Here is a 13,154-nt window from a genome sequence, read left to right as displayed (position 1 = left end):
AATTTAAACGAATTGATATTTCCATGAAAACGAAATGGAGAGTTTCCTTTTTTTTCATACTAATTATAATTACATTCCTCAGTTTTTGGAATTATAAAAACAGAATTTATGATTGGGATATGCCGGGCTATATTGGATGTCTGTATACCTTGAAATATCCCGAATCTCCTCATAAGATCAGAAAGCTTACCTACACGGAAATACAGAAAAAAGCTCCGGAACTTCAATATAAAGATATCTTAGGAGTATTAAAGCCCGCCGACAAAGCACGACAGGCATTTGCCGGAAATACACAGGCTTTTATGGAACAGTTGCCTTATTTTCAGATTAAAATAGGGTATAATCTCGGAGTTTTACTTTTATATGAATTGGGATTTTCCTCACCGGACTCTGTAACATTATTGAGTATTTTTGCTTATTTTATTTCGGGATTACTGCTTTTTTATATTCTAAAAATTATTTTCCCCGAAAATTATATTATTGCATCTGTTTTACCAGTAGTGATATTGCTTTTACCGCCTATGACCTACATGGCGAGAATTGCAACACCCGATATGTTTATTCTTCAGATATTATTGGTTTTTATGATCGGTCTGCTAAAAAAATGGAATTCATGGATGATGTTTCTCGTCCTGTTTGCCATTACGTTTACAAGGCCCGATTATATTCCTCTTACATTAAGTTACTTGGGAACCGTATGGCTTTTCGAATATATCAGAGATAAAAAAAAGAATTTCGTCCTTGTACTTCAAGGGATCATTCTTTTAATCTTATATGTTGCAATTGTCAAGCTTTGTCATTATCCGGGATGGAAACATTTATTTTACGATACATTTATTCACAGACGTGAGTTCATTTCCAAGCCGTCACCAGATTTTACCCTGAAGGAATATCTTGCTATTCTTTTGTGGAAAACTATGTATTTTAAAAAAGTAACACTAACAGCTGTCGTACTTTTGGGATCAACCTTTTATCTTTCAAAAGATCCGTGGATAAGAGTTTCTTCTTTTCTTGTTTTTGTTAACATCTATATTAAATTTTTATTTTTTCCGCATTCATCGAGCTTACGGTTTTTCTTTGGTTTAATTGTAATGCTTCTGATCGTATTTTTATATGCATTAAGTAAAAAGTATAATGGTTTCAAACTCAGGAAAATTGCGTAATTTTGAAATCTAAAATGTATCAGAAATGAAGATTGAAGAATCAAACATCGTAGAAGCTAACGACTATAGAGTTATTATATATCCCGCATCAAGACCTTTAGAAACTAAAGAAGCAAAGACCATTACAGAAAAGCTGTTCGACTTTTTGGCTACGTGGGCGGCACACGGAAAACCGCTTTCATCATCTTTTAAAATTGAAAAAAATCAATTCATTGTTATCTGTGTTGATGAAGAAAAAGAAATGGCTTCCGGATGCAGCATTGATGCACTGGGGAAAATAATGAGAGAAATTGATGAAGAATATCAATTGGGTCTTTTCGACAGAATGAAAGCCAGTTATGTAGAAAATGGTGAAGTAAAAACGTTGAAACTTATCGATTTTAAATCCAAAGTAAGAAGCGGAGAAATTTCTAAAGATATTCAAGTTTTTGACTTTTCAAAAAATACATATATGGAATTCATCGGGAATTTCCTTTTGCCTTTCGAAAGAAGCTGGGCAGCCGGAATTAAATAGAATTTTATTGCATCAATAAAAACAAAAAGTGGAATTGTTCCACTTTTTTTGCTTTAAGTATATTTGCAAAAAAATCTTTAATAAAGGATTTATTAAGATTGACTAAAGAAATAATGTCGAAAATACTTTTTTTAACCACTGCTCACCGTTACAATGATGATAGAATTTTTTATCATCAGGCGAAATCGCTCAGAGATCAGGGAAATCAGGTTAAAATTTGCAGTCTTTCTTCGGAATTTCAGGGAACTGTTGAAGGTATCGAAATTGAATCGTATTCCGTTTTAGAAAAAAACACAAAGGAGAAATCGAATGTTTTTGAGAGAGTTTGTGATATGTTTCAACCGGACTGTATTATTTGTTCTGAGCCCTTGGCGGTAATTGCAACCAAAAAGTTCAGAAAAAAGAAAAAGATCAGTGTCGTTTACGACATTACGGAATGGTATCCTTCGATGAGAATGGTTGAGAACTTTTCATTTCCTTTAAACATTGTTCATGCTTTTAAGTTCTTTTTAATCCAATTGTATGCAGGTTTTCTAAGTACGCATTATATTTTTGGTGAAGACACAAAAAAGTTTCCTTTAGCCTATTTTTTCCCGTTTAAAAAATCAATTGTTTTGCCTTATTATCCGGATAATATTTATATTCACGAGAATATTAAACAATTAGAGCCAAACAAAATTACACTCTGTTACACAGGACAGTTTTCCGAAGAAAAAGGAATCGGGAATTTCTTCGCTGCGATTAACAGTTTAAGAAATAAAAAACCAGAGTTGGAAATCTCAATTCTTTTAATTGGAGGGGCAAGAAAAGAAAAAGACGAAAAATATTTTGCGGATCAGGTTAAGAAATATCAATTCGAAAATATTAAAATAGGAACATCAACTTCATTCGAAACTTTTACCGAAGCTTATGCAGAAGCCGATATCTGTTTTGATCTGAGAACTTTAAACTATGAAAATCATCATTGCTTACCGATCAAAATATTTTATTACGCCGCATCAGGAAAACCGGTTATTTATACCGATTTGAAAGCAACAAGACAACATGTTGACGTCTCAAAATTTGGCTTTCTGGTAGATCCTGAGGATTCAGATGCCATTGCGGATTGTATTCTGCAGTATCTCGAAAATCCTGAATTATATTCAGAACATGCTCAAAATGCAAGAATAGAGTACGAGCAAAAATATAACTGGAATTTTATTAAAGATTCATTTGTCAACTTCATCAAAAACTCCATGAAATAGGATGAAGCAAAACACTATTTTGAAAACCTTTGTTTCTCGATTTTTAATTCTGATATTAAATTTCGGATTGGTCATTTACTCCACAAATATGTGGGGAAGTGAAGGAAAAGGTGTCATTTCAATAGTCATTGCAGACCTTACAATCATCAGTTTTTTTGCCAATATTTTTGTAGGGAGCAGTGTGAGCTATTTTGCCTCTAAGTTTAAAACGGAGGAGATTTTACCTTTTGCCTATATCTGGTCAATTATAATGGGAGTTTTAATTCCTGTTGCATTAAGTTTTAATCATGCTTCGGAATATTCAGATTATTTAATGGCACTTTCTGTAGTATCATCGCTTTTGGCTGCAAATGTCAATTTATTTGTCGGCCGGCAGAATATCAGGATGTTCAATCTGTATACGGTTTTGCAACAGCTTATCCATATTGTTTTTATTGGCATTATCATTTATATTGTTAAAATTACTTCCGTAAATTCATATTTCATTGCGCAGATAAGCTGTTTTGGATTGTTGTTTTTAATAAGTACTTTTCAGGTTGTTAAAAATTGTGACTTTAAAAATGTCTGTTTATCCAGAAAAATAGGTTACCAGTTGTTCAATTACGGATGGAAAACACAGCTTAGCGCATTTCTGCAGTTTTTAAACTACAGATTATCTTTTTATTTTCTCGAATATTTTAAAGGAATAATAAGTGTAGGTATTTTCTCTGTGGGAGTTGCCTTTTCGGAAGCGATCTGGACGGTCAGCAGAAGTTTATCGGTTGTGCTCTATGCCGATGTTGTTAATAATAAAAATGTAAATGAAGCCATAGAAAAAACCAAAGTCTCGATGCGGGTCAGCTTTTTGGTTACGGCTTTGTTTATTGTAATAATGTTATTGATCCCAGGGCAGGTTTATGCTGCTATTTTCGGAAAAGATTTCAGCCAGACCAAAGAAATCATTTTATATCTCTCTCCCGGAATTTTAAGCATTGCGGTCAGTAATATTATTGGGTATTATTTTGCAGGAATCAACAAACTCAGAATTTTAAATATAAAATCGCTTGTAGGATTAGTTTTTACGGTTATTTCTTCATTTTATATTATTCCGCTCTGGGGCATAAAAGGCGCCTGTATTGTGACTTCAATTTCATATTGCCTTTCTTCAGCAGTATTGTTTTGGAGATTTTATCAGATCACGGAATTTAGTATTCACGATTTTATCCTATCTAAAAAGGAAATCATTTTACTGTGGAGTAAGATGATGATTAAGAAATAATTTTTTCGCATTATTTTCGCCCTTAATATGATTAATTTGTTGTTAAAAAATTTTAAAACAAAGAACTTAATCCCTGAAAAATTAAAATAAATTTTATCTTTGTTGGAAATGAGGAATATTGTTTTTGGATTACTAATTGTTTTCTGTGCCTTTCTAAGCTGTAGACAGGACGAGGATGAGTTGCAGAAAATCGATCAGATCATCAATATGTACATGCAAAACGGTAGTGGAAGAGACTTGTTTCATAAAAAGAAAGATACAAGCTACTTTACCTATTCCATGAACGATGTAAATGGCATTACGGATAATGCACCGGTTTCCAGTTCTTTAAAGGCAACTGCCGATTCCACTTTGTTTATTGAATATATTGCAGGAGCAAAAAGAGTAGGCCTGGATACGCTTGATCCGAACAATAAAACTTATCATTCCGTTATTACGGTAAGATTATTGAAAATGCTGAACAATACCATTCTGGATACCATCAACGATAAGCTTGAGATCCAATACCGCTGGACTCCTTCGCTTTTTGAAGTCTCGAAAGTGTATTATAATGATACGTTGAGATTTACAAAAACACCTGGTTCCCCGAACGTAGTTACTATCGTAAAATAATTTTTTACCTTTGCAAAACTGTTGACATTATAATGCTCAACATTCTAATAACTAACATCTAAATAAAATGTTACAAGTCAATTTTTTGCGCGACAATAAAGAGCGCGTTTTAGAAGGTCTTCAAAAAAGACAATTCAAGAATCTTGAGTTGGTAGACGAGGCTATTGCTACTGACGAAGAAAGAAAGAAAATTCAGTTTGAATTGGATTCCCAACTTTCCGAAATCAATAAAATCTCCAAAGAAATCGGGCTTTTAATGAAGGAAGGAAAAAAGGAAGAAGCTGAATCCGCAAAATCTAAAACAGCACAATACAAAGAGTCGACGTCGGAATTGAAAGTTCAGTTAGAAGTAAAAGAAAAGGAATTATTAGAAATTCTTTATCAGTTGCCTAATATTCCCAACGAGTTGGTGAAAAGTGGTGCTTCTGCTGATGATAACGAAATTATTTACCAGTCTCACGATGTGGAAGGCCTTGGTGAAGGAGCAATTCCTCACTGGGAACTGGCAAAAAAATATAACCTTATCGATTTTGAACTAGGGGTGAAAATTGCCGGTGCAGGTTTTCCAGTTTACTTAAATAAAGGAGCAAGATTACAGAGAGCTTTGGTTCAGTATTTCCTGGATAAAAACGTGGAAAAAGGATATATGGAAGTTAATCCTCCGCATGTTATTAATGAAGCTTCTGGCTATGGCACAGGGCAATTGCCTGATAAAGAAGGACAAATGTATTATGTAAACGAAGACAAATTATATTTAATTCCAACGGCGGAAGTTCCTGTAACGAATCTTTACCGTGATGTTTTGTTTGATGAGAAAGATTTGCCAATCAAAAATACGGCGTTTTCTCAGTGTTACAGAAGGGAGGCGGGAAGTTACGGAGCTCACGTAAGAGGATTGAACCGTCTTCACCAGTTTGAAAAAGTGGAAATTGTAAGAATTGAAAAACCTGAAAATTCTTATGCGGTTTTGGAAGAAATGGTAGAACACATCAAAGAAATCCTTACAGATCTTGAATTGCCTTACAGAGTTCTGAGACTTTGTGGAGGAGATACAGGTTTCGCGTCTGCCATGACGTATGACTTCGAAGTTTGGAGCGCTGCTCAGGAAATGTGGCTGGAAGTAAGCTCTGTTTCTAACTTTGAAACGTTCCAGGCAAACAGATTGAAATGCCGTTACAAAGCAGACGGAAAATCTCAATTGGTTCATACATTGAACGGTTCTGCGATGGCACTGCCAAGAATTATGGCGGCTTTGCTCGAAAACAATCAGACTGCGGAAGGAATTAAGCTTCCTAAAAAGATCGCTGAATATGCGAGATTTGATGTTATTAATTAAGATTTAATGATCTTTAAAATAAAACAAACCCTTCGAAATTTTTCGGAGGGTTTGTTATTTTATTCAGTTACAATAATAATCTTTTTATCAGAAAATTGAAGAGGTTTTTTGTCTTCACTAAACAAATAATCCAGATCGTACTTGATTTTCACGGAATGATCGTCTGTTTTGGTAATCCAATCATGTTTTCCGGTGATAGACTTTATCTTTTTATCAAACTTTAAAGTCATTCCGATATCTTTAAACATCATTTTCAGCATTCCGGAGGCCTTGCCCATTGCTTCATCAGAAGGCAATTTGTCTGTAATCATGCTTTCAATATTGCTCATATCAAACTTTTCCGTGTCAATGACCAAAGTTTTTCCGTCCCATTGGTTGGTGTTTAATTGGTCGAGAGGAAGCTGCTGTTTTTTAGATATGTTTTGTGCTGATGCATAGTCGGCTTTTGTAAAATGATCCAGTTTTAGAGAAAGCCCGGCCATTTCATCATTCTGAAAATTAGATTTCATGAATATTTTTTTCATGATTCTAATGGAATCCGGATTTTTGGATTTCTTTTTTCCTTCTAATTCTTCCAGATCATAAAGGCTCGTCCATGTTTTTGGAAGTTTTTCTAACTTACCAAATTCTTTTTTATCTTTTAAGGAATCCGGCATCATAGATTTCACCATAGTCATGGCGTCTTTCATATCAACATCCATTACCATCGTAGATGCCGAGTCAGCATGATAAACAGATTCTGAATTAATAGAGCACGACTGAAGTGCAAATAGACTGACACTCAAGAAAAATAAGAGTTTTTTCATATTATAAGTTTTATTAATGACAATTGGTGTTGGTGTGGTTATGCGTGCTGTGGTCTCCGGGTAAATGACAATCTCCCTGATTATCTTTAGAAATCGTCATGGCTTCTGCTCTTGGGGAGATATAGGGAATTCCTAATTCAAGACCACGGACAATAAATAATCCTCCTAAAATAATCATCACTATAGGAATCGCTTTTAGAACCTTTATCCTGAAAGCCTGATTCATGAGATTTCCGACCAAAACTACCGCAAACATGAACGGAAGTGTTCCTAACCCGAATAAAGCCATATATGAAGCTCCCTGCCATATTCCTCCGCTTGCTAAACTTGCCGTTAAAGCCATGTAAACCATCCCGCACGGCAGAAATCCATTTAATATCCCCGTGGTGAATCTGGAACGGTAATCTGCTTTTTGAAGAAGCCTGCCTAAGTTTGATTTGACTTTAAATAAAAATTTAGAGAAAAAAGGAATTTTTGAAGCAAAATCTTTTCCGCCAAAAGAAAATACAGCCATAATAATAAGCAGGATTCCAACAGCGATGGTAAGGTATTTCTGAATACCAGCCATCTCAAATCCTTCTCCTATAATTCCTAAAATGGCACCTAAAAGTGAGTAGGTGAAAATTCTTCCGAATTGATAGGTAAGATTCTGAAGGTAAAAATTGGTGGCCTGTTTTTTTGTTAATCCCATCGATAGGGCAATGGGTCCGCACATCCCGATGCAGTGAAAGCCGGAAGCAAAACCCAAGCCGATTGCCGATAAAACGAGTGCTATTTCCATATTACATCATAATCCATTCGGTAGTCCGTTTTATCTTTTGTCCAAGTCAGTCTTAACGTATAATTTCCTATTTTTAATACCTGCCCAGGTATTAAAAAAGATTTGTTGGCATCTAATTGTACAGATTTATGGATATCGAGATTCTGATCGTCTGTTCTGTTCAATACAAATTTCACTTTGGTATTGGAATTATCGTATCCTTTAGGGAAAGTGATTGTTATCCCTTGTTTATTTTGTCTGTAAGTGGGTTTTTCTTCTAGTTGATCTGCTCTTCCTTTAGCATCAATAACGTCCTGGTATTTTAATTCTTCTTCATAATAATTATCGGTTACCATCTCAGAATTTTTTTGCCCATTCGGGAAAAGAAATAACATGGATAAGATGAAAATAATGAATGCCAATAATGCAATAACAACACCGTGTCCCCAACTAAAGTTTTTCATTTTTCTGATTTTATTGTCTTTGTATATAAAAACCTACATCACTCCTATTATTGAATGATGCAGATCTTTAGATTTAAAATTGTAATTTAAATGGCCCTTCGAAATACGTTTGATAAGAATCTACTAATTTTCCTTTCATATCATATACTCCTATGGTGATATTCTGTTTGGAAAGGTTCATTTCATTTTCCGGGAAGCTAATATTAATGGTTCCTTTGGTAATTTTATCTCTTTCCACAGGGATTTTGCTGGATGCGCTGTAGATTACTTCTCCATGCTTAGGTTCGATTACCTTAATGGTTACAATCTTTTTCTCGTTGGTCTTATTTAAAAAAGTGTAATTGTAGGTATTTGTAATTTTTCCGTCCCTCACAAAGAAAGTACTTCCGGCTGGCTTAATGAATTTTGCTTCCATTTCTCCACGGTTATAAAGCAGGAAACTGAGGAACCCAACCAATGCAACGAGCACTATGGCAAAGCCTTTCATTCTTCCGGTAAACTTAAACTCGGTCTGCTTCTCGATTTCGTTTTCTGAAGCATAACGGATTAATCCTTTCGGTAAACCTACTTTTTCCATCACTTCATCGCAGGCATCAATACATGCTGTACAGTTTACACATTCCAGCTGCTGTCCGTCTCTGATATCAATTCCGGTAGGGCAAACCACAACGCACTGATGACAGTCGATACAGTCACCTTTTCCGGCTGCTTTTCTGTCTTCACCCTTTCTCCATTTGGATCTGTTTTCACCTCTTTTAAAATCGTAGAAAACGTTGATCGTATCTTTATCAATTAAAACCCCCTGCAATCTTCCGTATGGACATACCAAAGTACAAACCTGCTCTCTGAACCACGCAAATACGAAGTAAAATGCGGAAGTAAAAAGAATCATAATGATGAAGTTGGAAGGATGTGCAAAAGGTCCTTCCGAGATAATTCTGAATATTTCTTTATATCCCACAATATACATCAGCATAAAATGAGTGATAATTAAAGAGATAATGATATAAACCGTCCATTTCAGACCTCGCTTCCAGATTTTTTCACTGTTCCATTCCTGTTTGTCCAGCTTCATCTGCTTGTTTCTGTCACCTTCAATGAGATATTCAATCTTACGAAAGACAGATTCCATAAAAATTGTCTGAGGACATATCCACCCGCAGAAAATTCTTCCGAACGCAATTGTAAAAATGATGATAAATATTAAAGAGGCGATAGCACCTAAGGTGAGGATGAAAAAATCCTGAGGATAGAAAGGCTGTCCGACTATGAAAAACTCTCTATCAATAACATTAAATAAAAAGAACGGATTACCATTGATTTTCAGGAATGGTACCACAAAATAAACAATTAATAAGATATAACTTACAATGTTTCTATAGTTGGTAAATTTTCCTTTAGGCTTTCTCGGAAATACCCATTTTCTCTTTCCGGATTGCTCCATTGTCCCTATAGAATCTCTATAAGTCTCAGGGTCCAGAACTTGTCCCTGTCCGCCACGTACTTCTATTTCTTCTATTTCTGACATGTTGTAATGTTTTTAAAAAAAGAAAAACATAATTCGTTACTATTTTTAATCTAATAACAAATTATGTTTTCTCATATACTTTCTAATTTCTGTTTAAAATTATTCTTTTTCCCAATGAGCTTCAGTTCCCTGAGGAGCAGCTCCACCTTGGGCAGGTGTTACAGGAGGCATTTCCTGGTTGATGTGGTATACATACGCTGCAATCTTTTCGATTTCGGCACCGGAAACTTCTCCGTTTTTACCAAATGCTCTCATGGTAGGGTTGTTTGGTGAACCATTCCAGTCCATGTGGAATACGTTTTTGAATAACGTTTTTTCCGGCTGGTTGATCCAGTAGTTATCTGTCAAGTTCGGACCGATACCACCACTACCGTCTTCTTTATGACAAGATGCACAGTTGGTTTTAAATAATTCTTTACCTTCTGCGATATTATCAGCTGAATATTTCGCTGTTTCAATCGTTACAGGAGGCTGAGACTTCTCATATTCAGCGATACTTGCCAATTGCTCTTTATATTCCTGCTCGTATTCGCTAAGCGGGTGAGCAAAATTAGTGAAAGAGTATGCACATATATACACAATACAAAAAGCAGTCCCAAAATAGAATAAGCCTACCCACCATTTTGGTAATTGGTTATCCAACTCCATAATTCCATCGAAACCATGGTCGATAAGGATGTCTTTTTCTTCTGCAGCAGATTGCTTCTTGAATGCAGCATCGTACATTCTTTTTAGGAAAGGAATTTTCTTTTCTGCCAAATAAGCAGCCTTTTCTTCTGCAGATAACTTTTTGAATTTATTGTTTTCAATAAGATCTCCGATAGCACTGTGGATGTAGGCCAAGATACCAGCAATTACAACAGTTCCCCAGAAGTAAGGTGATCCTAAGAAAGCATAGCTTTGTACAAACAGATAATAAAAAACTATTAAAAGTCCAATTATTATTAAAATGTTTACAACAACCGGTGTTCTTTGTTTCATAATAAGTTGTTTAATTTTTTAAATTAAAATCATCATCTTCATCGTCCCCCAAAGGTGCTTCTTCCTCTTCTTTGTAATATTTTTTAGGCCTGCTAAAAACGTAGATTACCAAAGCAACGAAAAACAGCAAAAAGAAAATCAGAGCCAGAGTTTGGTAGAAACCAGCATTCTCAGTATTGGATAATATGTCTTTAAAATTTTGAGGTATCATGAGAGGTGAACCTTTTAATGTTTAGTTATTACTTGCTGTTTTAATTTCTGTTGTTTTAATATCTGTTCCTAATCTTTGCAGATAAGAGATAAGAGCTACAATTTCTTTTTTCTCCAATTCTCCCTGTCTCTTAGCATAAGCCGTTTTCAAGTCAGCTGCTTCAGAGAAGATATCTCTTACAATTTTCTTAGCCTGGTTATCTGCCCAAGAGTTTGCAGAATCGATCTCAGCTCTTGTATAAGGAACATCATAAGTACTCTTCATAAACTTAATCTTGTCAACCATTTTAGATCTGTCAAGATTGTTCGCAATTAACCATGGATAACGAGGCATGATAGAACCTGCAGATGTAGATCTTGGGTTATACATGTGTTTGTAATGCCAAGAACTTGGGTTTTTACCACCTTCTCTCTGTAAATCCGGACCTGTTCTCTTAGAACCCCATAAGAATGGCCTGTCATATACGAATTCTCCAGCCTTAGAGTATTGTCCGTTTTTACCGTTGAATCTTACGATCTCATCTCTGAACGGTCTTACCATCTGGGAGTGGCAAGCGTTACATCCTTCTCTGATATAGATATCTCTACCTTCTAATTCTAGTGGAGAATATGGTTTTACTGCCGAAATGGTAGGTACACTTTTCTTAAGAGATAGAGTTGGGATAATTTCCACCATACTACCGATTGAGATGGTTAATAAAGATAAAATACCTAACAATACAGGAGTTCTTTCTAACCAAAGGTGAGTTCCTTCTCCTTCTTTACGTTTTCCGCTGATGTTTGCTAAAGCAGGCGCTTCTGCAGGCACATCTTTCTGGAATGATCCTTTTCTTACAGTAGCAATTAAGTTTACTACCATTAATAATGCTCCTGAAAGATAGAACAATCCTCCTAAGAATCTCATTTTAAAGTAAGGAATAATAGCTGTTACTGTATCCAGCCAGTTTTTCCAAACTAAAGTTCCGTCCGGGTTGAACTGCTTCCACATTAACCCCTGAGTAAAACCTGAAATATACATTGGTACCGCATAGAAAATGATACCTAAAGTTCCTAACCAGAAATGCCAGTTAGCTAATTTTGTAGAATATAATTTCGTTCTCCACAAGATCGGGATCAAATAATAGATCACACCGAATGCCATGAAACCATTCCATCCTAATGCACCTAAGTGTACGTGACCAATAACCCAGTCTGTAAAGTGACCGATTTTATTAATGTTTTTGGTTGCCAAAAGTGGTCCTTCGAAAGTTGCCATACCATAACAAGTTACAGCGACTACGAAGAATTTCAAAATAGGGTTTTCTCTTACTTTATCCCAAGCCCCTCTTAAGGTAAGAAGCCCGTTTAGCATACCTCCCCAAGATGGTGCAATAAGCATGATAGAGAAACCTGTACCTACCGCCTGAGCCCAAGCCGGTAAAGCAGTATACTGAAGGTGGTGAGGACCCGCCCAGATATATACGAAGATTAATGACCAGAAGTGAATAATAGACAATTTATACGAGAATACAGGTCTGTCTGCAGCTTTTGGTAAAAAGTAATACATTAAACCTAAAACCGGAGTTGTTAAGATAAATGCAACCGCATTATGGCCATACCACCATTGTACGATAGCATCTTTTACCCCTGCATAAGCTGAATAAGATTTCCATCCTGAGAATGATAAAGGAACCTCCAAGTTATTAAAGATATGAAGCATAGCTACTGCGATCCAAGTACCGATGTAGAACCATATGGCTACATATAAGTGTCTTACTCTTCTTTTTGCAATTGTTAAGAACATATTAGCCCCGAAGATAATCCATGAGAATGCGATTAAAATATCGATTGGCCATTCGTGCTCCGCATATTCCTTAGAAGTGTTAATTCCCATAAAGAATGTAATGTAAGTCACTATAATCATGATCTGCCAAGTCCAGAAGTGGATCCAAGACAATGTATCACTGTACATTCTTGTTTTCAATAAACGCTGTAGCGAGTAATAAACCCCTACATACACGATATTACATACGAATGCAAAGATTACAGTGGAGGTGTGCAACATTCTGATTCTTCCGAATCCAAATGCACCATGTGTGTTTACTAAGCCTTGTATACTACCGCCTAAACTATTGATGGTAGTATCATCCGTTCCAAAAAAGAATTCTGGAAGTTCCGGATAGAAAAGCATTAATGCCGCCGTAAGCCCAAACAAAAACCCGATGATCCCGAATCCTACGGTCGCATACAGGAATGCCCGGACAATACTGTTGTCGTAACTAAACTTTTGTGTTTCCAT

At 35.7% G+C, this 13,154-nt stretch carries 13 protein-coding genes; 6 read left to right on the top strand and 7 right to left on the bottom strand.

Annotated elements, in window-relative coordinates:
- The first annotated feature begins 23 nt into the window (after positions 1 to 23).
- From BUA89_RS12795 to serS, 6 genes are all read left to right on the top strand, one after another.
- Entirely contained in the window at positions 24 to 1,163 is a 1,140-nt protein-coding gene (locus tag BUA89_RS12795) for a hypothetical protein (protein ID WP_072958362.1), read from the top strand.
- A 25-nt stretch (positions 1,164 to 1,188) separates the two neighbouring features.
- Positions 1,189 to 1,677, top strand: a complete 489-nt coding sequence (locus BUA89_RS12790) for a hypothetical protein (RefSeq protein WP_072958360.1) — start codon at positions 1,189 to 1,191, stop codon at positions 1,675 to 1,677.
- A 113-nt stretch (positions 1,678 to 1,790) separates the two neighbouring features.
- Positions 1,791 to 2,921: a glycosyltransferase gene (locus BUA89_RS12785; RefSeq protein WP_072958357.1), complete on the top strand. Its 1,131-nt coding sequence runs from the start codon at positions 1,791 to 1,793 to the stop codon at positions 2,919 to 2,921.
- Position 2,922: 1 nt separating this feature from the next.
- Positions 2,923 to 4,179, top strand: a complete 1,257-nt coding sequence (locus BUA89_RS12780; RefSeq protein ID WP_072958354.1) for a lipopolysaccharide biosynthesis protein — start codon at positions 2,923 to 2,925, stop codon at positions 4,177 to 4,179.
- 108 nt (positions 4,180 to 4,287) lie between these two features.
- Positions 4,288 to 4,791, top strand: coding sequence for a hypothetical protein (locus tag BUA89_RS12775; protein ID WP_072958351.1), 504 nt, complete (start codon positions 4,288 to 4,290; stop codon positions 4,789 to 4,791).
- Positions 4,792 to 4,858: 67 nt separating this feature from the next.
- Positions 4,859 to 6,127, top strand: coding sequence for a serine--tRNA ligase (serS, locus tag BUA89_RS12770; protein ID WP_072958348.1), 1,269 nt, complete (start codon positions 4,859 to 4,861; stop codon positions 6,125 to 6,127).
- A 59-nt stretch (positions 6,128 to 6,186) separates the two neighbouring features.
- Here serS and BUA89_RS12765 read toward each other — a convergent pair whose 3' ends face one another.
- From BUA89_RS12765 to ccoN, 7 genes are all read right to left on the bottom strand, one after another.
- Positions 6,187 to 6,933 (bottom strand): hypothetical protein, encoded by a 747-nt coding sequence (locus tag BUA89_RS12765; protein WP_072958345.1) that lies wholly within the window; start codon positions 6,931 to 6,933, stop codon positions 6,187 to 6,189.
- Positions 6,934 to 6,946: 13 nt separating this feature from the next.
- Complete coding sequence (locus tag BUA89_RS12760; RefSeq protein WP_072958341.1) at positions 6,947 to 7,714, bottom strand: sulfite exporter TauE/SafE family protein; 768 nt, start codon at positions 7,712 to 7,714, stop codon at positions 6,947 to 6,949.
- Positions 7,705 to 8,157, bottom strand: a complete 453-nt coding sequence (locus tag BUA89_RS12755; RefSeq protein WP_072958338.1) for a FixH family protein — start codon at positions 8,155 to 8,157, stop codon at positions 7,705 to 7,707. Before BUA89_RS12755 ends, BUA89_RS12760 begins: the two co-directional genes overlap by 10 nt.
- 73 nt (positions 8,158 to 8,230) lie before the next feature.
- The gene (ccoG, locus tag BUA89_RS12750) at positions 8,231 to 9,685 is read right to left on the bottom strand and encodes a cytochrome c oxidase accessory protein CcoG (RefSeq protein WP_072958336.1); all 1,455 of its coding nucleotides are present in this window, start codon (positions 9,683 to 9,685) and stop codon (positions 8,231 to 8,233) included.
- A 99-nt stretch (positions 9,686 to 9,784) separates the two neighbouring features.
- A complete protein-coding gene (locus BUA89_RS12745) occupies positions 9,785 to 10,666 on the bottom strand; it encodes a cbb3-type cytochrome c oxidase N-terminal domain-containing protein (RefSeq protein WP_072958333.1) in 882 nt (293 codons plus the stop codon).
- A gap of 10 nt (positions 10,667 to 10,676) precedes the next feature.
- A complete protein-coding gene (locus BUA89_RS12740) occupies positions 10,677 to 10,877 on the bottom strand; it encodes a CcoQ/FixQ family Cbb3-type cytochrome c oxidase assembly chaperone (protein ID WP_062698701.1) in 201 nt (66 codons plus the stop codon).
- Between the two features lie 21 nt (positions 10,878 to 10,898).
- Positions 10,899 to 13,154 carry a cytochrome-c oxidase, cbb3-type subunit I gene (gene ccoN, locus BUA89_RS12735; protein WP_072958329.1) on the bottom strand — a complete coding sequence of 752 codons (2,256 nt, stop codon included), beginning with the start codon at positions 13,152 to 13,154 and terminating at the stop codon, positions 10,899 to 10,901.

Origin of the sequence: Chryseobacterium arachidis, assembly GCF_900129245.1 — a bacterium.
Classification (GTDB): domain Bacteria; phylum Bacteroidota; class Bacteroidia; order Flavobacteriales; family Weeksellaceae; genus Chryseobacterium; species Chryseobacterium arachidis.
This window is presented reverse-complemented; position numbering and strand designations above follow the sequence as displayed.